At 33.1% G+C, this 23,664-nt stretch carries 15 protein-coding genes and 1 tRNA gene; 3 read left to right on the plus strand and 13 right to left on the minus strand.

Features of this window, described 5'->3' with window-relative positions; genetic code table 11:
* Positions 1 to 25: 25 nt before the first annotated feature.
* The 12 genes from ABD730_RS05025 to ABD730_RS05080 all read right to left on the minus strand — a co-directional run bounded on the left by ABD730_RS05025 (position 26) and on the right by ABD730_RS05080 (position 16,952).
* Entirely contained in the window at positions 26 to 1,420 is a 1,395-nt protein-coding gene (locus ABD730_RS05025) for an MFS transporter (protein ID WP_344713002.1), read from the minus strand.
* A gap of 9 nt (positions 1,421 to 1,429) precedes the next feature.
* Positions 1,430 to 2,143, minus strand: coding sequence for a FadR/GntR family transcriptional regulator (locus ABD730_RS05030; RefSeq protein ID WP_215928078.1), 714 nt, complete (start codon positions 2,141 to 2,143; stop codon positions 1,430 to 1,432).
* A 162-nt stretch (positions 2,144 to 2,305) separates the two neighbouring features.
* Entirely contained in the window at positions 2,306 to 3,229 is a 924-nt protein-coding gene (locus ABD730_RS05035) for a polysaccharide lyase family 7 protein (RefSeq protein ID WP_344713005.1), read from the minus strand.
* A gap of 13 nt (positions 3,230 to 3,242) precedes the next feature.
* Positions 3,243 to 4,175 carry a PKD domain-containing protein gene (locus tag ABD730_RS05040; RefSeq protein WP_334468132.1) on the minus strand — a complete coding sequence of 311 codons (933 nt, stop codon included), beginning with the start codon at positions 4,173 to 4,175 and terminating at the stop codon, positions 3,243 to 3,245.
* A 24-nt stretch (positions 4,176 to 4,199) separates the two neighbouring features.
* Positions 4,200 to 5,648, minus strand: a complete 1,449-nt coding sequence (locus ABD730_RS05045) for a RagB/SusD family nutrient uptake outer membrane protein (protein ID WP_215928083.1) — start codon at positions 5,646 to 5,648, stop codon at positions 4,200 to 4,202.
* A gap of 23 nt (positions 5,649 to 5,671) precedes the next feature.
* A complete protein-coding gene (locus ABD730_RS05050) occupies positions 5,672 to 8,770 on the minus strand; it encodes a SusC/RagA family TonB-linked outer membrane protein (RefSeq protein ID WP_344713008.1) in 3,099 nt (1,032 codons plus the stop codon).
* A gap of 294 nt (positions 8,771 to 9,064) precedes the next feature.
* On the minus strand, positions 9,065 to 9,436 hold the full coding sequence (locus tag ABD730_RS05055) for a cupin domain-containing protein (RefSeq protein WP_215928087.1): 372 nt from the start codon (positions 9,434 to 9,436) through the stop codon (positions 9,065 to 9,067).
* Between the two features lie 22 nt (positions 9,437 to 9,458).
* Complete coding sequence (locus ABD730_RS05060; protein ID WP_344713010.1) at positions 9,459 to 11,744, minus strand: heparinase II/III domain-containing protein; 2,286 nt, start codon at positions 11,742 to 11,744, stop codon at positions 9,459 to 9,461.
* Positions 11,745 to 11,945: 201 nt separating this feature from the next.
* Entirely contained in the window at positions 11,946 to 12,992 is a 1,047-nt protein-coding gene (locus tag ABD730_RS05065; RefSeq protein ID WP_344713012.1) for a polysaccharide lyase family 7 protein, read from the minus strand.
* A 24-nt stretch (positions 12,993 to 13,016) separates the two neighbouring features.
* The gene (locus ABD730_RS05070) at positions 13,017 to 15,323 is read right to left on the minus strand and encodes a chondroitinase-B domain-containing protein (protein ID WP_344713014.1); all 2,307 of its coding nucleotides are present in this window, start codon (positions 15,321 to 15,323) and stop codon (positions 13,017 to 13,019) included.
* A gap of 88 nt (positions 15,324 to 15,411) precedes the next feature.
* Entirely contained in the window at positions 15,412 to 16,362 is a 951-nt protein-coding gene (locus tag ABD730_RS05075; RefSeq protein ID WP_334468146.1) for a T9SS type A sorting domain-containing protein, read from the minus strand.
* A 508-nt stretch (positions 16,363 to 16,870) separates the two neighbouring features.
* Positions 16,871 to 16,952 (minus strand) — tRNA-Leu (locus tag ABD730_RS05080).
* A gap of 179 nt (positions 16,953 to 17,131) precedes the next feature.
* On the opposite strand from ABD730_RS05080, the gene ABD730_RS05085 reads away from it, so the two are divergent.
* The 3 genes from ABD730_RS05085 (at position 17,132) to pth (ending at position 19,602) form a co-directional block, all read left to right on the plus strand.
* A complete protein-coding gene (locus tag ABD730_RS05085; protein WP_215928094.1) occupies positions 17,132 to 18,073 on the plus strand; it encodes a ribose-phosphate pyrophosphokinase in 942 nt (313 codons plus the stop codon).
* A gap of 179 nt (positions 18,074 to 18,252) precedes the next feature.
* On the plus strand, positions 18,253 to 18,888 hold the full coding sequence (locus tag ABD730_RS05090; RefSeq protein ID WP_334468179.1) for a 50S ribosomal protein L25/general stress protein Ctc: 636 nt from the start codon (positions 18,253 to 18,255) through the stop codon (positions 18,886 to 18,888).
* An 81-nt stretch (positions 18,889 to 18,969) separates the two neighbouring features.
* Positions 18,970 to 19,602, plus strand: coding sequence for an aminoacyl-tRNA hydrolase (gene pth / locus ABD730_RS05095; RefSeq protein WP_215928097.1), 633 nt, complete (start codon positions 18,970 to 18,972; stop codon positions 19,600 to 19,602).
* A gap of 58 nt (positions 19,603 to 19,660) precedes the next feature.
* Here pth and ABD730_RS05100 read toward each other — a convergent pair whose 3' ends face one another.
* Positions 19,661 to 23,626 (minus strand): reprolysin-like metallopeptidase, encoded by a 3,966-nt coding sequence (locus ABD730_RS05100; RefSeq protein WP_344713018.1) that lies wholly within the window; start codon positions 23,624 to 23,626, stop codon positions 19,661 to 19,663.
* Positions 23,627 to 23,664 lie beyond the last annotated feature (38 nt).

Below are 23,664 nucleotides of genomic sequence, written 5' to 3' on the forward strand. Positions count from 1 at the left end.
TTTATTAATTTAATATATAATTATGTTATACTTTTTTTGTCACTGGTTTCACTTTTGGGATAAAAATCCAAACACTTGCAACTGTTAATAATGCTAAAGTTGCTCCTATTATAAAAGCTGGCGTATAGTTTCCACCGCTTGTTAACCATGGCACTAAATAAGTTAATCCCGCAGCTGTAAGTTTAGCAGCCATACCAGAAAAACCTGCTAAAGAACCTACTGTTTTCCCACTAAAAAGATCACTAGGTAACGTCTGAACATTTCCTATTGCTGTTTGAAAACCGAATAAAATAACGGCCATTAATATTACAGCGGTTGTTGCACCCGGATTTTGCATATCTGATATATTCATATCTATAGCTCCTAGACCATTTAAAAAATGAATAACCTCTGTTTCAATACCTAATGGGTTTGACATTGCTAATAATGCTGGTAACATTACAAAACAACCAAGGGTTATTACCATTTTACGTGTTCTGTCAACGTTCCATCCTTTTTTTAGTTTATTTCGCGCTAAAATACCACCATAGTAAGCACCTACCATTGCACCGGCATAAGGCACCCAGCCATATAATGCCATTGACTTAACGTCCATAGCAAAAACTTCATTTAGATAAATTGGAATCCAGAAAACAAACAACCACCATATAGGATCGATTGCCGCTGACGCTAATATGACACCCCAACTTTGTTTATGTCCAAGTAACTCACCTGTATTAGGGTTATACTCCTGATCTTCTACTCCATCACCATCAAAGTCTTCATTTTTTTGTCCTGTTAAAATATATTCACGTTCCTCTTCTGTAATCCAAGGGTGATCTTTAGGTGCTGCTTTTACTAATATCCACCAAGGTATCAACCAAAGTAAGCCTGCTAAACCAATAAGAATAAATATAGCTTTCCAGCTAAAATATATTGATAAGGTTGCAATTAATGGAATGGATATAATTCCGCCAATAGCTGCTCCAGAATTAAAAATTCCTTGTGCAAGCGCACGCTCTTTAGTAGGGAACCATTCTGCGTTTCCTTTAGTTGCACCAGGCCAGTTTCCTGCTTCTGAAACTCCTAATATTGCACGGAATATCCCAAAACTTAAAATACCACTAGCAAAAGCATGTAATGCTGTAGCAATAGACCAAACACCTATTGAGAGTACAAATCCCATTCGTGTACCAACCCAATCGAAAATCTTACCAAATATGGCTTGTCCAAAAGCATAGGAAAAAACGAAAATAATAGAAATTAGTGCATATATGGCTTTTGTTTCATCTGCTGTGTGTCCTGGATACAAGTCACTAGCAATTTCTGGCCAAAGAACACTGAGTGAAGTACGATCAATATAATTAATAATCGTAGCGATAGCAATTAAAGTAACTACCCACCATCTTAAACCTTTTATTTTATTTCCTGCTTTTTTCATTTACTTGAATTACGATGATTTTTTAATGTTATAGCAATATTGGTATAACACATTAAAGTGATCTTTCATTTTTTGTTTTGCTAATTTAGGATCCTGACTCTTAATGGCCTCGTATATAGCGATGTGCTCTTCTATACCTTGATTAGCTAAATTTTTATCACACACATGATATTTTTCGAAATTTGTTATAATTTTTGGTGTTATTAACAACATAAAATTATTCATAGTACTATTTCTACTCGCTTTAGCTATAGCTAAGTGAAATAATAAATCCTCTTGTACTGCATCTTCACCTGCAATAACTTTTTGGTTATAAGCCTCTAAAGCTTCTTTCATTGTTTTAAGATCTTCATCAGTTCTTCTCAATGCTGCTAAGCGAACTGTTTTTAGTTCTAATAAAATCCTAGTCTCAACTAAAGATTTAAAACCTGGTTCTTCTAATCTTAAAATATCATCTATCATTCCATTCATCGCAATGACACCAATATTAGCAACAAAAGTTCCACTTTGAGGTTTAGACTCTAAAAGTCCGTAGAACTCTAATTTTTGAATAGCATCTCTAACATTACTCCTTGTCACTCCAAATTTTTCTGACAACATCCTTTCTGAGGGCAATTTGTCGCCAGGTTCAAGATTTTTAAGATTTATATGATCTCTTATTTTGGAAATGATTGTTTTTTGTAAATTTCTACCATCTGTTTTTGCTAATATTTCTAATTTCATATCTTACCTTTTAAATTGGTTAGCCAGTTTTAACAGGCTAAATTTATGCAAATAATATGCAAATACAACATCTTAGAGGCTATTTAATAGTCCTTAAAGAATTCCACTTACATGACATTAAAAAGTAGAATTCAATAAGACACTAACTCAACTATTTTTTTTCTAATGACTAACTTCTAATTCGTAAAATTTTACTTTAGCAAAGGCTCCTTCATCTCTAGATTGAAAGTAATTACCTGCTTTAAAATAATTTTCAAATACTCCCCATTTTTTTATGTGAATACTTTCATAAGATTTATACTCTGTATTGTTTAAAACAATAAGCATTTTACCTTCTGAAACCCGAACCTCTAAAGTAAATTTCTTAAACCCAACTTCTTGTTTAAAATTAAAACCTTCATCATCATCCCATGCGTCTTCATGTAATATTTCGGTATCTGAAGCATTTAAGTTTTTTAAGATTTTAGTTTTTACTCGTATTTTTCCTTTATCCCAATATATTTTCAATATCGGAGGTGCATTATTATCATCTTCACCAATTAAATCGCGTTGTTCATTGGTTAACCTTCCATGAATTTGCATTATGATAACGCGATGGTATTTACCATCTGAATCTCTAGTGACTTCTTCCATGGCAAGTTTACCTTTCATAGTTCCGCCTTGCTTAAACGTCCAATTGGTATTATTATCACCAGGTACCATTTGCTCTCTTAATTCTGACCTTGTGTACTTTGTATTTCTGGTCTTAGAATCTGTTGGCATAGCATGAAATACAATTGCTCCTTTTGTAGAATCTATATACATATAAGGTTTTGCAATATCCATTTTGGCAAAATCCAAAATCTCTGGCGGCTCTATTTCGTATGGCTTACCTTTTTCATTTGCCACTGGCAATGTTACTTTCCAATGACTAAGGTCTATTTTTGGAAGCTTTGCTTTTTTCTTTCTCCCTTTCTTCTTTTTCTTTTTCTTTTCAATTTTTTTATCCGATTCTGTAACGTTACTTTCCGTGTTTTGGGAAGTGACATTAGCAGATACAAATGCTATCAGTAAAAAAACTAATATTTTTTTTCGGAAATTTTTCATATTACTATAATGATTAGTCTACTGGATATACTTTCACATTGTCCACATAAGCATCAACATCTGTAACACCATAAATAAGTATTGCAACTTCACCTGTTGCATTTGAAGTAAAAGGAATTTGAACTGTTGTAAAAACCGTTTTTCCTAAATCTTCATCTCCAACAAACATAGCTAAAGGAGCAGCATCAAAACTAGCAATGGCATCAGCACCATCATTAAAATGACCATCTATAATTCCTCCAATGATTCTATTATCGCCTGGAGCCTGTGTACCATCATTTTTTATAGCATATTCATATTCTAGAATATAATCAACATTAGGTGAAACTACTATTGCTTGATATGCGTATCTGGTATTAGAACTTAGATAAGCACCTGCAGAAGTACTCATTGTCCATTTAGCGCCTTTGGTTTTAGATCCATTATCTGAACCATCATAATTTAACCACGATCCATCAGAACTAGCATTAAAAGGATTTGTTGTACCTCCCGAGAATGTATCAAATTTCCAATCGCTAGTACCATCTGTAAAATCTCCATTTATAATTTCAGGAGTAATAGGTACAAACACATCTAAAAGTTCAACGTCTATAGTTACCGTATCCGATGCTCCATTAGCATCACTAGCTGTTAATGTCACAGGATAAATACCTTCTACTGCTGGGAATGTATAAACTGGATCTTGTTCTGTTGAGGTATCTCCTCCACCAAAATCCCACAAGTATGTTGTAGATTGAAAAGAAAGATCTGTGAACTGAATAATATTAAAATTAACAGGGTCTGGAGTGTATGAAAAGTCTGCTGTTGGTAAAACAGTATCAACCTGAGAACCAGCTTCTGGCAATTCAAATTCGTAAGCGCTTTCACAGCTGTTATAAGTCACAGCTGTTATTAAACACAGGAACAGTACTGTTACTCTGTGGAAAATATTTGTTTTATTTTTCATGTCTTTAACAATTTAGTTTTTTAATTAATATCCAGGGTTTTGGCTTAAAAGACCACCACTTAAATTTATTTCTCTTGATGGAATTGGTAATAATAACTGTCTAACATTATAGTCTGGATAGTCCATTTCAGAAGCATGAGCACTTAAAACAGCATCAGCTACGCCAAACCTAACCAAATCAAAGAAACGTTGATTTTCGAAAGCCAACTCTACACGTCTTTCTGCAAGTAAAGCCGTTTTAGTAAGTACTGAAGGACGATCTGCTTCTGCATCAAAACCTGCTCTTACTCTAACTTCCATATAAGAGTCTATTGCAGCAGCATCTGTTGTTTCAGAACCACCAGCTAAAATAGCTTCTGCATGCATTAATAATACATCTGCATAACGTAAAATAATCCAATCGTTACCGGCTTGTTGAGGACTTCCTCCGTAAGTAGGTGGATTAGCTGTAATATCTGAGCCTTCAGGTAAAAACTTGATGACCTCACTGTATTGAACAAATGTTTTAAAAGAAGCTTCTGTTCTATTACCACCGTATAAAGCAAAATCTGCAATAAGATTATCGTTAACTACATTTAAGCCATCTTCTCTTCCTTGGCTATTTGTCGTTGTAAATTCTGCAGAAAAAGCTTGACTTTCATTAGCATCTCCAGTCATATATTGAATAGCAAAAATAATTTCATCATTTAATTCGTCATAAAACACATCACTAAAATTATTCTCTAAAGCAAAACCACTCCCCATGATATCTAAACATAATTGCGCAGCTTCTCCATAATTAATTCCTTGAGTTAAGTACACTTTAGCTAAAAGGCCTTGTGCTGCGGCTTTTGATGCTCTAGATTTATAAGTATTATCTAAAACGTCTTTTGCTTCTACTAAATCTAAAACTATTTGCTCATAAACCTGAGCTTTAGCTACTCTAGTAAACAATATTTGATCTTCTTCTGGTCCTACTACAGAAGTTACTAAAGGCACATCACCAAACAGCCTTACTAAATTGAAATAAGCATAAGCTCTTAAAAATTTAGCTTCAGCAGCATATTTAGCTCTGTTAGCTTCGTCTGCAACATTAATATGAGTCAATACATCATTTGCTCTAAAAATAATTTGATACATTGATTGGTAATAATCTTCTGACTGTGCATTTGTAGCATCGATTAAATATCTATGAAAATCTGCTTTAGAACCTTCAAATGTTTTACCTCTAGTGTTATCTGTACGATGTTCCGTTAAAAGGTATTCTACTTGAACACCTCTGTTTGATCTCTCATAACTCGTATCTGTATTTTCATTAACACCTTGTATAGCGTCGTAAATCCCAATAATACCAGTTAATACATCTTGATCTGAACTGTAATATGCTTCTACAACAATTGCAGTATCTGGTAATGGATTTAAAAATTCTTCAGTATCACAGGAAATGAAAACAAATCCTGTTACAGCAAAAATTAAATATTTTATATGTTTCATAATTTGGTGTGTTTTACTTTTAATTAAAAATTAACGTTCAAACCAAGTGACATGGTTTTAAATATTGGCGTACCTCCTCTTTGAGCTCCATAAGCCCTAGGATTATCATCATCTACAAACTCAGGGTTAAAACCTTTATAGTCATCAGAAGTAATATAAAGTATATTCTGAGCAGTAGCATATACTCTTAATTTTTCTATACCTAATCTAGATGTTACAGTCTCTGGTAACGTATAGCCAATATTTATATTTCTCAAAGAAAAATAGCCTGCACTTGAAATGACATCGTCTGTATGAACTCTTTGCTGTAAGAAAGAAGTGTGAGGTATAATACCTGCGTCAACAACTGCTTGTGGACTTGTAGTAGCACCTTGCCAAAATGTCCCAAAGTATTGATCACCTATGTTTTTTACTTCAGCACCTTGACTTCCTTGAATCATAAAAGAAAAATCAAAATCAAATATTCTAAATTCATTAGATACACTCCATACAATCTCTGGATATGGATCTCCTAATATGGTCTTATCTTCATCTGTAATTAAACCATCACCATTTAAATCCTTAACAATAACATCTTCTGATGCACCATTAATAGGAATCCAAGGAGAATCATAATACTCATAAGCTAATTCTTCATCTACAACATAACCATAAAATGAAGATATTGGGTTTCCTACAGAGTTAATCCATTGTGAATTTCTACTAAAAGTATCTTCTAATAATGCCCCATCTGAATCCCCCAAACTTAGTAATTCGTTTTTGTTAGTAGATGCTATGATAGTAGTACCCCAAGAAAAATTCTCTTTAGAGATGTTTTTAGTTCTTAATTCAAACTCCCATCCACTATTTTGTACTTCACCTAAGTTTACAATTCCAGAATTAAATCCTGTTGCATAAGAAACAGGGTTTTCTAATAATAATTTATCACTTGTTCTTTTGTAATAATCTACTGATCCAGATATTCTATTATTTAAAAAGGCAAAATCTATTCCTGGATTAAGTTCTTCTGAAGCTTCCCATTGTAATAATGCATTTGCTATATTTAGCGCAGATACACCTGCAGTAACTCCACCTTCTGTAATAGCATTATTATTATCTAACAATGCCAAGTAAGGCCATACATCTGTAATATCATTACCTGTATCAAAATTCTCACTTCCGGTAAGACCGTAACTAAATCTAAGTTTTAAGTTACTTAAGAAATCACTATCTCTTAAGAAATTCTCTTTAGATATATTCCAACCAACAGATACTGCTGGGAAATTACCCCATTTTGAATCTACTCCAAAAACAGAACTTCCATCTCGTCTAAACGAAGCCGATAGTAAATATTTATCAGCGTAAGCATAGTTAACTCTTGCAAAATAACCGATCTTTCTTCTTACAAGACTTATTTCTTCAATTTCAGAATATAAAGTTGCTCCTTCTAAGTTTTTAAGTAAATCATTAGAATATCCACTACCTTCTATTTGACTTTGATCTGTTGTTCTAGATTGTACAGAAAAACCTGCCAAAACATCGAATTCATGATTTCCTATTGCTTTGCTGTAATTTAATGTATTGTCTGAAATAACTCTAGTTCTATCTCTGTTTTGTAAACTATAACCAGCTCTACTTGCACCATCTCCGTGGTGTTTTGTACCGTCCCATCTTGTTCTTTTACGAAAATCTAATGTAACACCTAATGATGTTTTTGCCTTAAGACCATCTAAAATTTCATATTGTAAATATGTAGAACCTAATAATTTGGTATTGTACTCATAATGCTCTCTTTCTACATATTGAGCGTATGCATTTGAATCTCCTGTAGTACGTGGTCTAGAACGACTACCATCTCCATTCACATCTAAGTTTCTTAAGTGATCTTCCTCAAAATAATCTCCTACTTTAACATCTGGGAAGTAATAGTTATCATTTGGATCGTCTTGATTTACAAACTGAAGCGACTCTTCTGTATGATATATTGGCAACCAAGGAGATTGTCTTAAAGGGTTGTGAATAGAAGTTGGTAAAGCTCTTCTTTTTGAATACGAAGGAGTGGCATTAATTCCAAATTTAAGATTTTTGGTCAATTTGGTATCCATCTTTAACCTTCCTGTAAATAACTTATAGTTATCTGTTATAACAACACCTTCATCTTCAAGAAAACTAAGAGACGCACTAAATTTAGTATCCTTAGTACCTCCTCTTGCAGAAAAAGAATGACTTGTAATAACACCTCCATCAAAAAATACTTCTTGCCAATCTCTATCAACACCAAGTGTTGACACTAATAATTGTGCATATTGTGTCGTATTAGAAAGCTCTCCTGTTGCAGCCAATTCTTGAGCTGCCCAACCTGAAACACTCTTCTTATAATCGTCACTTTCAAATGCTTCTTTCCATCCTGTGTACGTATCGTAACTAAATTTTGTTTTTCCTTCCTTACCACTCTTTGTAGTAATTAAAATTACACCGTTAGCTCCTTCACTACCATAAATAGCTGCAGATGCTGCATCTTTTAATACTTCAAAAGATTCTACATCATTCATATTTAAAGACCCAAGAAAATCAGAACTCACAACGATTCCATCTACTACTACAGCAGGTCCTGAATCGGCAGCAATAGATCCAAAACCTCTAATCGTGATTGTTGGTGCCGCACCAGCTTCTGCTGAAGTCGCTTGAATATTAACACCAGACACTTGGCCTATTAAAGCATCATCAACTCTAGCTACTGCTATTTGATCTAAATTTTCGTTCTTTACTTTTGATACAGAACCTGTTAAATGGCTTTTCTTTTGTGTACCATATCCAACAACAACAACCTCATCTAACGTATTTGTGTCTTCTGCTAATTTTACATTAAGTGTTTTTTGGGCCTCAATAATTACGGTTTGAGTTACATATCCTATGTATGAAAATTGTATAACATCTCCACTTTTAACTTCTAATTGATAATTCCCATCAAAATCGGTCGATGCTCCTTTCGTAGTACCGACAACAATAATATTAGCTCCAGGAATAGGCATATTATCTGCCCCAGATGTCACTGTACCCTTGAGGATATAGCTATCCTGAGCAAAAATCATTACACTAAAAAACAGTGCAACAATTGTAATGAGTTTAACTTTTAAATTCATAATTCATTGTTTAAAATTAGATTGTTTATTTATTAGCTTGTTTTATAACTTCAGTTACTTGCTTAACACATTAAAAATGGCAACAAATTCTATGTTATTTGCTGGAAAACCAAATTGGTTAACCAGATTGGCAAACCAAATATATACAAAATTTTGTTAAATACAACGTTTTCGTGAAATTTATATGTTAATTAAGCAAATGTTTAGGTTAAAATAGCAAACATTATATTTAAAAGCTAAAACCCATTACCACTCTATAAAGCCCATAGAACACGTCTGGCAGTTTTTTTGTAGTTATTTGTCTCCAAAATAAGACACCTCACCACCACTTAAAAAATCTTCTCTTACTGGACTAAAAGTATCAATTAGTTCTCCTTCTTCTAGGCAAACTGCGCTATGTAGTAAGTTAGGCTCAATATATACACCATCTCCTGCTTCTACAATTTGTTTTTCTCCATCAATTTCAAATTCAAATTTACCAGAAACACAGTAGGTTGCTTGCGTATGAAAATGTTGGTGTGGCGCACCTAATGCTCCTTTGTCAAATTTTACTCTTACCATCATAATTTGGTTATCATATCCTAAGAACTTTCTAGATACTCCTCCTCCAAGTTTTTCCCATTCCATGTCTTTTGTAACAATGTACTTTTCGCTAAATCTTTTCATAATTTTTATTGTTTTGTATGTTTTATTTAAAATAATAAGAACCTGACCACTCATAATTCTTACCGTTAATTTTTAATGTGTGTTTGGCGTCTTTAGCGGCATTACCATTTGATAGTATAAAAACTCTAGAAACGCCTGATTTAAATTCCAATTCTAAAGCCGTATACGCTTTATTATCTACTACAACTTTTATAGCTTTAAATTGACTATATGCCATGTTGGCTTTTTCGGCTACAGGATCGTAATCGCCATGCGATTCTATAATGGAAGCAAACACCGTTGATTTCGTATTTTTCTTGCTAATAATTATTGCGGGATCTCTTCGTAAATTAAACTTAGGGTCGTTAGCACCAATTCTGGCTAAAATAATGTCATCATTATTTGAAGTTGCAGATGTTATGCTGTAAAAGGTTCTATTATTTAGCCATGTAAACTGAATATGATCTGCTTCCGCTTTCCCTTGAGCTTCTTTCCATAAGTGCTGATAGCCATTTTTATCACTTAATTCCGCCAAGTTTTTTTCAGCCTTATAGTCAAAACTTGTTGAAATTATTTGCCCAAAATAATAATACGGAAAGTCATATTGGTTTTCTTTTTCTGAACTTATTTTAAAAAGATCTAGGACATATGGTTTTTTGTGTTCTGCATCTTTAATTAACAACATCGTACGATGAAAATTAGTACCTGGATAAGCATTGGTTTCTTTGGCACTCATAATTTGAACATTCGGATTTGAAGCATCGAATAAATATTTTTCAGAATGATTATTACTTCCTACTGCAAAATCATAATTAAAGTGTGAGGTTTCATTTTGAGTGACAGTATTATGAGCAATAGTATGCTTTGCAAAGGTTTTATTTTCCTTTAAATAGCCACCACCGTTTTTTTGCTCTACGTTCACAAAACGAGACAAACCGTAATCTTGTATAACTTCCTCTCCGTCCTCATATAGTGAAAACGATAATTTATCGTAATGTCCATGACTTAAGCCTTGCCCTGTATATTTCATTACTAATCCTACGGTATTATTATCATCGTTATACCTTAATATTCCTACAGCTCCTTCATCTCCTTTGGCTCCATCTGTTAATTCCATAGATTTTTTAATGAATGGTTTTTCCTTACCATCCCGTAAACCTATAGCAACATCTAAACCAGCCGCATTTAACTGCACTGCATTTTGAGCTTTTGCTACAGAGAGTAATTCTGGTTTTTGATTTCCGTAGTGATAGGCAATATCTACAACTGACACCAACGAAGAGGTGAAGTAAGACATTCCTTTCTGACCATCATTTAAAGGGAAAAATTCACCATTTGCATCCGTTAAATTTAGAAGGGCATCTACAGCTTTTAAAAGCACACCATCTTTATATTCAAAAATCTTTAATTCTGGCTTTTTATTTTGGAGTGCTTCGGCAAATATCATAAATGGATACATAGCATAACGTTGATAATAAGGGCCTTCTGTATAAAACCCATCAGGAGAAAAAGGGCTATCTAAGTTTGATAAAAAACCTGCTTTTCCGTCTTTATCATAAATATAACCACCATCATTATCTAAAGCATTATTGTCTATATCTATGTTTTTAAGTCCATATAATGCCCGATTTACTAATTCGTCATCATCCATAACTAAACCAATCATACCAACTGAAACATTTCCCCAAGTACTATGGTTATGAATACGGTTAAAATATTTTGGAGTTTCTATAGATAAGAAATCTGCATATGGTCTAAAAAAGCTTTTATTTAAATAGTCGCTCTGTTCTTTTGGCAACCAATCGTAAATACAATCGTAGGCTTGACTTGTGTATGTTAACCAATTTGAATCGTTGAGACATTGCCAGAAAAATTTGCCTCTCGCATAAGAACGTTCTTGAGGGTGCCGATTTAAGGTTGGATATAATTTTGCATATTCTAACAACATATCTCTTACATAAATAGCATATTTTTCATCTTCTAAAAGCTGAAATAAAACACCAGCTTTTTGCATATTTTTATAGTTTAAAGTATGCTGAGTATGCGTGTAACCTCCTGCCATATCTTTAGGAATTGGCACATCTATACCTGCTTTTATCGCCAAATCCACGTCTTGTTTTACAGCAGCTAAAGTAGCGTCAAAAACAGGAACATTTCCTAATTGCGATTTTATTTTAGAAACACTATTTTGGGTGAGTATTAAGTTTGGGTGACTTCCGTTTTGGTTAGCAATATTGCTTTCAGAAACAGAACTACGTTCTTCTTTACAAGAGAAATTAGAAAACAAAAAAACGATTGCAAGAAAAGAGAAAATAAGATGATTTTTCATACAAAATTGGTTTACCAAATTGGTTTACCAATATACGAGTTTTTTGAGGTTAACCAAAAAAATGTATTAACAATTAACACAAAACTATATTAAATTGCTCTCTTATTCTTAATTTGATTTTAGAACATGTAATTAGAAAGGCTCAAAAAACCTATAATTACACCAAATAAAAACGACAATCTTAGTGCTTAAAGCCAACGACTATTTATTAGGCGAAGTTCCTTCTCCTACTGTTGCTTCTTTAAACCAAACTTCAGCATAGCATCCATTTTCGTATTGCTTTGCTATATCTCCATTATAAATTTCGGCTCCTGTGCTCCAAACCATATTATCCTCAGGCTTTTTACCGTTGGTTTGATTATATGCTCCTTGTTTAAAATAATTTATTTCTCCAGCATAAGCATTTTCACGCTCTACTCCATCACGACCTATAGAGGCATATAAAGTCCAAATTTGTTGAGGAATAGCTTCTTTTGTTGTAAAATCTGATTTTAATAAATTTTTAGTAAACGTTTTGGTTTCGTGATTTTCACTTGTAAAGGTTAAATACATTATACCTTTATAAACATTTACTTCATAACTAAATTCTTCACCTAAGGCAATTCCATCTATTGGTTCTGCAGGATAGGTCTCTGGACTTGTACCAACAACCGACATATCATAACCCCAAACTGCTGTAGAGTAATCCCATCTTTTAGAATTATCACCTGCCGTATTGATTTCATAATTCCAAAAAACAGAACCTTTTGTGTGTTCTGGAAATTTTTTATAATAGATTTTTAAAGGTTCATTTTCATGACCTTCATCACTATGTATTTGACCAACAACTACAGAATATGATGCTGCAACTCTAGCGTCTCCTGAAACTGAAACATGTTGCACTTTTAATGTTCCTGTTAATTTACCTCCAGTTTCGGGCACCCAATGTTTTTTTTGCCCTAATTCTGTTCTGGTGTTACTTGAAGTACGAGAAGTAATACCTGAATTAGGTGTTTTATATACTACCCAATCCCTATTGTTTTCGTTTTCTACATAGAAAAAATCCTTTTTATCATAGCCAACTAAATCTTTAACACTAGTACCATCACCTAAAAGAATCTTCCATTGATCCATAAACGGAATAACATCACTTGGGTATTTTTTTACTATTTCAGTTGTTTCTTCAGCTTTTATTTCTGATGATGTTGTTTCGTTTTTACACGATACAATTGTTAAAAGTATAGCGAAGGTGAATAGTGTTTTTTTCATGTATAGAATAATTTAGCAGTTAGATTAATACATCAGCGTCATAACTAAGTTTTCTTCTGTCTTAATTTGCCCTGAATTGATAAGGGTATTGTTTGACTCAACATTGTTTTTTGCTCCCCAAAGAATGGAAACAAATTTCACCTTATTGTTTTTAAAGGTATTATTATTAATATTCACATTTACAATTCCGTTATGGTTTAACAATCTTTGGTTTTTCTCTTCTGATCCACTATTTGTAAAGGTACTGTTAGTAATTAAAAGATTTCCTCCAATAGTAGACTCGTCGTAACCACCTCGATAATAATCAACAACATTTTGTTTTACGTTATTAAAAGTACAGTTATCAATGGTTAAATACTCTGTGTTATAATCTCCTCTGTCCTTTGTTTCTTCAGATAATTCGATACCATTTTCACAATCAGAAATTGTAGTGTTTTTGAAAGTGATCTGTTCTGAAAACGCTTGTTTGTAAACTCTTAACGCGTAATTAAAATTGCTGATTTCAGAATCTATAACTTCTAAACCAAAATGATTAGACATATTTTCTTTTAAACTAGCAAATGCATAATTTGAAGTGTTACCTATTAGCTTAATGTTTTTAACTGTTATTTTCCCATAAGGGGTTAAAGAAAAAGCAGGTGTATTTGCAGCTCCCTCGTATACTATTTCGGTACTACCTTTAGATTGAATAGTGATGGTTTTATCAATAATTAAAGATTCTGAAATCTTAAAAACTTCAGCATTTAATTCTAAAATATCCCCATTTTCTGCGTCTTTAAGTTTAGCCACTAATTCTGAAGCATTTGATACGCTATGCGTTTTAGGGTCTCTAATTTCTACTTCATTTGAATACCAATCTGCACCGTAATTGGCTTTATTCAAAATATCTAACTTGATATTTTCTACATCTAAAATCGCCCCCACCTGATTTGACTTATCTCTTGAATTTCCTAATACATCTTCAGTGATTGTTTCAAAATCAAAACCGTTATAAACCTCAACATCACTAAAACCAGAAACTGGAGCAGAAATATCTGAACCTATAGGCGTTAGTGTTAATTTTTTTGAAGTTAATCCGTCTCTTTTAGAAAAATCTACTCCATTATTATCTATAATATTGCTTGCAAAAGTTACACCATCAGCTTTATCGTGCTCAATAATTGGATTGGCATCACCAACAGAATTATAGATAACATTATTTACAACTTCTGTTCTTAATGGTCTAGCGGAACGAATTTCTGATTTAGGTAATACATCAGCTTGCGAAATATTAGTACCCACCCCAAACTGCCAAGGCGAATCTGAATCTATAAACGTATTATAAGCAACAACCACATCTGTTACCTGATTATACCTATTTAATGGCGACTTTGGTATTCCGTTCATAATTGCTATTGGACTTCTAAAATTCTTTCCTTTTATTTTATAAAAAAGATTATTTGTAATCCAATGCCCTGTATTAATAATTCTTATTCCACCATATTGGTCGTTTACACCATCACCAATAAAATAATTACCATCAACAGTAACGTAGTTTCCATGACGTGTTACTACAGAGCCTTCACTTTTATAAAATACATTATTTTTAATGATGTTGAAGTTAGTTTTGCTTGATATAATTTCAACTTCACCATTACATTCTTCAAATAAATTATTGGCAATTGTTGTATTACTTGGACTCATAGATGTAAAACTGCTTCCTAATTGAATGGTTTCACCTCTTGCACCACCTTTTCTAGGTCTTGGCCCAAAATGATTGTTTATAATGTTATGATAGTTTCTTATACTTTGATTCCCTTTAAGATCTACCCTAACTGTTGGTCCGCCATTAGTTTTACCAGCAATATAACAGTTACTTAATTCATTTTGCTTTCCGTAAAACTGCACCCAAATATTATCTTGGTCTCGTTCTAAATTATTAAAATCTAGAATAACACAATTTGTAACTTTAGAATGATTTGCAACTTCTTTTGCACTAGTTCTGAATGCAATTACATTAGTTTTAGGAGAATGACCGTTTCTAAAAAACAATCCACTAACCTCTAAATGATTTCCGCTTAGTTCTAAACTGGAAACACCTTCAATAAAAACCTCTCCTGCTGTTTCTGCCTTTAAGATAATTGGGTTTTCTTCTGTACCATTTCCTGAAAATTTAATTTCAACATCTTTCCAAACTCCATTAGCTAAAACAATTTCATCTCCTGCTTTGCAATCTTTAATAGCAGCGTTTAATTCCTCTAGATTAGACACCTTAATTAGCTTAGTGATTTTAGGCTTACTACAAGCTGTAAGTAATACTAATAGACAAATAATGGATGTTATTTTTTTCATAAATGGCACTATTTTATTTCATATATTCTTAAAAAGACAAAAGCCTTTTGTTTTTAAAAGGCTTTTTTAATATTTATTAAAGCTTAGACTACTCAATAATTATCTTTTTAATTGTCGTATTTCCGTTAGCATTAATTTGTAAAAAATAAACACCGTTATTTAACATAGAAACATCTAAACGGTTATTGTTTAATCCTTTTTGAGAAAGTACGTTCTTTCCTAAAATATCATAAACCGCTACAGAAGCCACTTCTAATGTATTTGAATCTATATTAATATAATCTTTTGCTGGATTAGGATACACTTTAACCCCTTGAGCAGAGAATTCTCCTACTGAAAGTGACTCATTAGTTAAAGCTACATAATCTATTCTCGTTTCTTGATCACCTGCAGACCAAGTATAACATCTTGTAATATCTTCTGGAGCATCATCACAATCATTATCATCATTAGGGGTATTTGGTCTACCTATACCTCTCGCCAAAATTGCTATACTTGTTTCATCTCCTGTATTAAACGTAAATTCAGCAAGCGTATAATCATCATTACCTGGATAAGCTTCTACAATAGTAGCTATATTATTTGCTACATTTTCTACCACAGTAATATCAGAATACCCAAACCCATCAGATGGCACTTCTACAGGTGCAGCATAATAGGTAGGAACATAACCGTCTGTATAACCTGTTCCTTTTAAAACACGTATTTCTAATTCACTTGTTCCATCTTCACCACCACTAACTCTATAACGATACGTTAATTTATAATCTGTATTTGCTAAAACTGCAATTTCTTGATACATTAAATCGGCTTCAAAATTATCAAATTTAATGGCATCATTACCTGGTGTATCATCAATATTTTCAGAAGATTCCGCTTGATCTCCTAATGATTTATTCATCCATCCCGAACAAGAACAATCACTACCAGAAATTTTAGGTATTTTATCAAAATCGGAATTCAAAACCACAGGGTCTTGAGCAAACATTGTACTACTAGCCAAAGCTAGAATAAAACTAAAAAGTAAATTTGTTTTCATAATAATGTAATTTAATTGTGGTTAATATTTAATGTGTAACTTATTAAGTTTCCTTTGTTGTATTCACCTACAGGTTAAGTTTAATTTCCTATTAGAAAAGATTAAAAAAATTAATATCTAATTATTAACGTCCCATTATTCATCATCTACCACAACTACATTCTTATCTAAACACCAAAAAAAACACTTTAGAAACAACTTATATCGAAGCTAAGTTCCACTTCATTTAATACTTTTTCACTTTTGGTAAACCAATCTGGTAAACCAAAAGTAGAAATAATTTTTCACACTAAAAAAGGAAATGGGTTAATTTTGCATATAAAACGGATAATTCTCTTAAGAAAACTGATTAATCACGTTAAAAAAGCCTTTATTAAAACGTCATTAAATCTTATAATAGAAGCACAATTAGGCAGTATATTAAGAATTAAACTAACTAATTCTCAAAAAAACAAAGTTTACAAACAAAAAAAAGCCTCCAACCTGTAAAAGGTTGGAGGCTTTAGCGTACTCAAGGCGGGAATCGAACCCGCACGTCTCGCGACATTGGATTTTGAATCCAACGTGTCTACCAATTCCACCACTTGAGCGATTAAAAATAATTGGTAACTTCTAAACTGCTAATGCAATTTTGGACTGCAAAAATAGAAAATTATTTCTGTCAACCTATCAAAATTAGTAGGTTTTATCCTTTTTGTAGTAAAATAATTTTCTAAATTTGAAGCAAATAAAAAACACAACACAACACCAACCAAATAACTGATATCAAATGTCATACGAAACCAAAGAAGCCAAATTTTTTGCTTGTACACAAAGCACTGACCTTGCAGAACAAATTGCAAAATCCTACGGTGTTAAACTAGGAAATGTAATTACATCTACTTATAGTGATGGCGAATTTCAACCATCTTACGAGGAATCTATTAGAGGTACACGTGTTTTTATTATTGGATCTACGCATCCAGGACCAAAGAATTTAATGGAAATGCTTTTAATGATAGATGCTGCTAAGCGTGCTTCGGCAAGACACGTTACTGCTGTTATGCCATATTTTGGTTGGGCAAGACAAGATAGAAAAGACAAACCTAGAGTTCCTATTGCTGCAAAATTAGTGGCTAAAATGTTAGAGGCGGCAGGTGCAACACGAATTATCACTATGGATTTACATGCTGATCAAATTCAAGGATTCTTTGAAAAACCTGTAGATCATTTATTCGCTTCAACCATATTTTTACCATATTTAAAAAGCTTAAACTTAGACAACCTGACCATAGCTTCACCAGATATGGGAGGTTCAAAACGTGCCTATGCTTATTCTAAAGCATTAAAAAGCGATGTTGTTATCTGTTACAAACAACGTGCAAAAGCAAATGTTATTTCTCATATGGAACTCATTGGAGATGTTACTGGTAAAAATGTTGTTTTAGTAGATGACATGGTAGATACAGCTGGAACATTAACCAAAGCCGCAGATTTAATGATGGAACGTGGTGCTTTAAGTGTAAGAGCTATTTGTACACACCCTATTTTATCAGGCTCTGCTTATGAAAGACTTGAAGCTTCTAAACTTGAAGAATTAATTGTTACCAATTCTATTCCTTTAAAACAAGAAAGCAAAAAATTAAAAGTCTTGAGTTGCGCCGATTTATTTGCCGAAGTTATGCACCATGTACACCATAACGAATCTATTAGTAACAAATTTATAATGTAAATCTAGATTTTAAGCCCTTTTCAGACGAGACTTAAGGCTGAAAAAATGCTTATTTAATTTCAAAAAAAAGTGGTCTTATAAAAAATAGTCCACTAACACTAGTATTTTCATATAATATACCTAAATTTGCAGCCCTCAAAATGAGGGAATTAAATTTTATATAAACAAACATTTTAAAAATGAAATCAATTACAATTAACGGATCTCAAAGAGAAAGCGTAGGCAAAAAGGCAACGAAGGCCTTACGTAATGCTGGTCAGGTTCCTTGCGTTATATACGGAGGAGACAAAGCTTTGCATTTCTCAGCACCAGAATTAGCTTTCTCAAAACTTGTATACACACCTAACGCACACACAGTTGTGATTGCTTTAGATAACGGTGAAGAATACAATGCAGTAATGCAAGATATTCAATTTCACCCTGTAACAGACAGAATTACACACGTAGATTTCTATCAAATTTTCGAAAACAAAGCGATTACAATGGAAATCCCTGTGAAAACAATAGGATCTTCTAAAGGTGTAATGAATGGTGGTAACTTAAGAATGCCTTACCGTAAACTTAGAGTAAAAGCTATCCCTTCTAAATTACCAGATTTTATTGAAATCGATATTACTCCATTAAAAATTGGAAGTAAATTCTATATCACTGAATTAGAAAACGAAGATTACAAATTCTTACACCCAGACAATACTGTTGTTTGTCAAGTAAGACGAAGCAGATTAGCTGTTGTTGATGCTGATGACGATGACGATGATGAAGCAGGAGATGTACCAGCTACTGAAACTGACGATGTTGCTGCAGTAAAAGAATAGATTATTACAATTTTCAAATATTTAAAAAGCATTCTATTTATAGGATGCTTTTTTTATTTTTACACAAAGATGAAATACTCTATGTATAAACTTTTAAAAAAATGGTTTGGTTTTAGCGATAAAGCTAAACTTACAGAAGACGATATAATGAAAAAATTCTTAATTGTTGGCTTAGGAAACATTGGAGAAAAATATACCCATACCAGACACAACATTGGCTTTAAAATTCTTGATCATTTAGCTGAAACTAATGCAGTGTCCTTTGAAACTGTAAAACTAGGTGATGTAGCAACTTTAAAAATTAAAGGAAGAACCTTAATTCTTTTAAAGCCTAGCACATTTATGAATCTCAGCGGAAAGGCCATAAAATATTGGTTAGAAAAAGAAAAAATACCTTTAGAAAATCTACTCGTTGTAACAGATGATTTGAATCTGCCTTTTGGATCACTACGCCTTAAAACAAAAGGTAGTGACGGAGGACACAACGGCTTAAAAGATACACAAGACAAATTGCAAACCGTAAAGTATAACCGTTTTAGATTTGGTATTAGTGACGAATTTAGCAAAGGAAGGCAGGTAGATTACGTTTTAGGCGAATGGAATGAAGAGGAAAATTCTAAACTCGATGAGCGCTTAAAAATTTCCGCAGAACTTATTAAATCTTTCGCCTTAGCTGGTGTAAATACAACAATGAATCAATTTAATGGAAAATAAAAAAGCTGTCTGAAAAATTATATTTTCAGACAGCTTATACTAATTTCTACTCTGTAAGTTAGTTCACTACAATTTTCTTAATAATTTGATGATTTCCATCTTTAACTTTTACCAAATATATACCAGACTGTATCTGACTTAAATTTATTTGTTCATCAACTATTTGAGTAGAGTTAAAACGTTTTTCAAAAATTCTTCTACCATTAATATCATAAACCTCAATATCAACTTTATTAGATATAGGATTACGCATTGTAATATTAAATGTTCCGTTATTAGGATTTGGATAGATATTTAAATCCGAATTAAATGCAACTTCATTTACAGATAACAAAGGAAGCACACACAATTCTAGTGTAAACTCTTCTATTGATCCTCCATCCCCATCAGCATCATCAACTACGGCTAACGTCCAATCTCCCGCTGCAGATTCTCCATATATGGCTGACAAATCACCTTCTGGTAAAAAGCTTCCCGTAAATGGAGCTGAAGCACTAGAGATTGATGCAGAAGCCTCTCCATCAAATAAAGTATCTGTATAATTATCACCACTACCACCATTATCTGTAGACAATTCTACAACTGTTCCACTCGGACTAGTTATTGATATATCTAAATCTGAAGTATAAGAATGTGAGATATTTAGTAAGACATTAACATCAGACACCAAACCAGTATTAGCAATAGAAATTGTAGAGGTATATACAACATTACCTACATTAGATATAGTAATTGGAGTGTCTGTTGCTGAAGTTATACTACATTCAAAATCACATACGTCACCTATTCCATTTTCATTTGTATCAGCTTGATCTGTATTAGCATATAAAGGACAGTTATCATTATCATTTAAAATTGTATCACCATCAATATCATCATCACAAACATCACCTATACCGTCTCCATCTAAATCTGCTTGATCTGAGTTTGCTGTCATTGGACAATTGTCTGAATCATTAGGTATACCATCATTATCATCATCTGCTTGAATCACACCACATATTTCAATAGACCAACTTTCTAAATTACCTCCAATAAAAAATTCTGTATCAGACGCATTTAAAATCCAATCACCACCTGAAAGGCTTCCATTTAATGCTGATAAATCTCCTTCTGGCTGAAAAGCGCCTGTAAAAGGAGCCACACCTGCAGTTATTAATGCACCTGCCTCATTGTCAAACACAGTTCCAACATAATCACTACCATTACCTCCATTACTTGTTGACAATGGAATTTCTGTTCCGTTTGGAGCTATTAGCTTTAAAGTAACATCTCCTACCCAATTATGAGTTACATTTACAGTTACATTTATGTCACTGATTATTGATGGTGTTGGTACATTTATAATTGAACTAACACCTGAAGTATTAAAATCTGGAATACTTAACGGTGTATCTGCAGAATCATATGATGCACATGAAATATTTGCCGTCGTAAAGCTAGATTGCGAGTAATTCCCCAATCCACAATCATTACTACTTCTCACTCTCCAAAAATAAGAAGTAAGAACATTTAAAGTCGTAACTGTATATGTTGGGTTATCAACTGTTGATGTTGCAACAATATTAGTAAATCCTGCATCTGTAGCTACATCAATGTCATACATTGTAGCATTTGAATCTGCATCCCAAGTAAAAACAGCAGCATCTGCAGGTACGTCAGTAGCACCATTAGAAGGAGTTAATAAATTTAAAGTAGATAAATTAGAGTCATATACATTAAATTCTACTTCAGAAGTTTTAGTTATTGCACCAGAGGTACCAACCAAATTAAATGGATAATTCCCTGATGATAAAGCTCCAATACCATTAATAGTAACTGTAACCTCTGTACCATCTGCAGTTGCTGAAGATGGAGAAAAAGTGGCAGTTACACCTTCAGGTAAATCCGAAGCACTAAAAATAGTGGTGTCAGAAAACCCTAAAAACGTATTATAAGTAAAGGTAAACACAGCATTATCTGGCGTACAAACATCTACAGAACTTTCAGCAACATTAAGAACAAATTCTGATTCTTGAATGGTGAAGTTTGTAGGATTTATAGCGTAGAAAATATTGTTATTTCCTTCTACTTTAACTCTAACAGTTGTTGAGTCACCACCTGTAATTGGTACAGTAACATCGTGTGATCCATCATTTGGCACAGCAGTAGCCATTACAAATGGAAATGTATAACCGCCATCTGTAGACAATAAGATATTTACCGTAGGTGTATTAACAGAACCACTGTCTGTATTAGCCACATCCCAAGTTACAGTTTGACTAGATCCTGCATCCCAAATTTCATTAGTAGTTTGAGACGTTACCACAAAAGGCCCTGAAGCATCCTCAACTGTAACAGTCATCGTATCAAAATCACTTTGAGGCGTTTGCCCAACTCCATCAGCCTCACTTCTATCTCTTATAGTTAATGCAAAATTTAAAGTTCTCCCAACATTAGATACCGTTTCCCAAGAGGAATTATTTGCCGTTACTACTGGATTTGTTTCTGTTAATTGTCCAGAAATTACACGTTCAATAATTGGCATATAACGATCTGGTGATGTACTTGGAGGTCGCGATCTCCAAACTGCACCAGAGGTTTTATTTGGTCCAAAATTCCCAAAATTTGTTGTCCCATCGTCAATTTGCTCCCATGTATATGTTAAAACATCACTTCCATCAGCATCTGTAGCGGCTCCTTTTAAAACAAAAGCAGTTCCAACAGGTATAGTATAATCTAATCCTGCATTTGATACTGGAGGGTTATTAGTAATAGGAGTACTTGTCCAACACGTTCTTACATTAAGATTATCTAATATTTGCGTAATAGAGGCATAATGAAAATATGGATCTGAATGGTCTTGCACATCATTATTACCTGTAATACCTGCATAACCCATAATTGTTGTACCACTACCTGGCTCTACATTTACACCTGTGTTTTCAGAAAAGTTTGAATACGTATGGTTTGCCCCTAGTTGGTGCCCCATTTCATGTGGTACGTAATCAATATCAAAGAAATCTGACATATATGGTCCTCCATCATTGTCTGTAAATTCATGAGCAGAAAAACCGCTTCCTTTTTCTCCATCTACACAAACACAACCTATACAACCTGCATTTCCGTTGTTATCATCATAAGTAAATAAATGACCTATATCGTAATTTGCTTCACCTATATTATTGGTCAATGTGGTTTGTAATTGCGAATTTAAACTACCTGTATAAGGGTCTGAACCAGCATTTGCATATATAATTTCTTTTCCTGTAACTAAAACAAATGTTACAGCCATATCAACTTCATAGATTTCATTAACTCTATTTAAAGTTGAAACAACCTGAGCCAAAGCATCGTCTTGAGCACCACCATTACCAGCATTGCCATCGTCCCAAAAGTTAGTGTATTCACCCGTTGTTGAAATTGCAATTCTAAGAGTTCTCAATATTTGATCATTAGCATCTCTACCTGCATATTCAATAGTATCGTTTTCTATAAATACATCTTCTGTTAAACATTCAAATTCTTTTAACTTTTCAGTCCGCGCAGCTCTATTATATAGAATATACGAAGTAGCATCTGTTTTACTCAATGGCACTAAAAAATGCATTGGCGCATCTGGATAGGTTACCATACTTTGCAAACCTTGAGGAGTAATACTAAAACGTGCTCTTGCGCCTGGCACTCTAGTACTAAACCCTAAATATGTTTTAATATTAGGATACTCTAAAGATAATTCTTCGGATAAAACAGGAGTTTCAACAACCATAAACTGTTCTAATTCACCTTCTAAATTAGGAAGGTAAACCTTAGTATTAGATGTCGTTGTTGTAACAGAACGCAATGGAGCATTAATTAATTGCGCTTTAAAAGTCTCTATATCTAATTGATATGTCTGATAAAATTTTTGATTAAGAGTTGAATTGCTTCCATTAGCATTCAGCTCATTTTTATTCGTTTTTTTCCAATAACTCTGCTGAGCTGTTACTGAAAATACAGATAAAAATAAGGATAATGCCAAAACAAAATGTAGCTTTGTTTTCATAAATGTTTGTATAAAAATTAAGATTCTTCGAAATTAAG

The organism is Winogradskyella damuponensis (assembly GCF_039538385.1).
Lineage (GTDB): Bacteria > Bacteroidota > Bacteroidia > Flavobacteriales > Flavobacteriaceae > Winogradskyella > Winogradskyella damuponensis.

Excerpts from the sequence above, each read along its gene's own strand:
- ABD730_RS05055 (WP_215928087.1), bottom strand. The coding sequence starts at position 9,436 with ATGAAAAGATTTAGCGAAAAGTACATTGTTACAAAAGACATGGAATGG.
- ABD730_RS05100 (WP_344713018.1), bottom strand. The coding sequence starts at position 23,626 with ATGAAAACAAAGCTACATTTTGTTTTGGCATTATCCTTATTTTTATCT.
- ABD730_RS05025 (WP_344713002.1), bottom strand. The coding sequence starts at position 1,420 with ATGAAAAAAGCAGGAAATAAAATAAAAGGTTTAAGATGGTGGGTAGTT.
- ABD730_RS05045 (WP_215928083.1), bottom strand. The coding sequence starts at position 5,648 with ATGAAACATATAAAATATTTAATTTTTGCTGTAACAGGATTTGTTTTC.
- ABD730_RS05060 (WP_344713010.1), bottom strand. The coding sequence starts at position 11,744 with ATGAAAAATCATCTTATTTTCTCTTTTCTTGCAATCGTTTTTTTGTTT.
- ABD730_RS05070 (WP_344713014.1), bottom strand. The coding sequence starts at position 15,323 with ATGAAAAAAATAACATCCATTATTTGTCTATTAGTATTACTTACAGCT.
- ABD730_RS05035 (WP_344713005.1), bottom strand. The coding sequence starts at position 3,229 with ATGAAAAATTTCCGAAAAAAAATATTAGTTTTTTTACTGATAGCATTT.
- pth (WP_215928097.1), top strand. The coding sequence starts at position 18,970 with ATGTATAAACTTTTAAAAAAATGGTTTGGTTTTAGCGATAAAGCTAAA.
- ABD730_RS05090 (WP_334468179.1), top strand. The coding sequence starts at position 18,253 with ATGAAATCAATTACAATTAACGGATCTCAAAGAGAAAGCGTAGGCAAA.
- ABD730_RS05030 (WP_215928078.1), bottom strand. The coding sequence starts at position 2,143 with ATGAAATTAGAAATATTAGCAAAAACAGATGGTAGAAATTTACAAAAA.
- ABD730_RS05050 (WP_344713008.1), bottom strand. The coding sequence starts at position 8,770 with ATGAATTTAAAAGTTAAACTCATTACAATTGTTGCACTGTTTTTTAGT.
- ABD730_RS05075 (WP_334468146.1), bottom strand. The coding sequence starts at position 16,362 with ATGAAAACAAATTTACTTTTTAGTTTTATTCTAGCTTTGGCTAGTAGT.
- ABD730_RS05085 (WP_215928094.1), top strand. The coding sequence starts at position 17,132 with ATGTCATACGAAACCAAAGAAGCCAAATTTTTTGCTTGTACACAAAGC.
- ABD730_RS05040 (WP_334468132.1), bottom strand. The coding sequence starts at position 4,175 with ATGAAAAATAAAACAAATATTTTCCACAGAGTAACAGTACTGTTCCTG.
- ABD730_RS05065 (WP_344713012.1), bottom strand. The coding sequence starts at position 12,992 with ATGAAAAAAACACTATTCACCTTCGCTATACTTTTAACAATTGTATCG.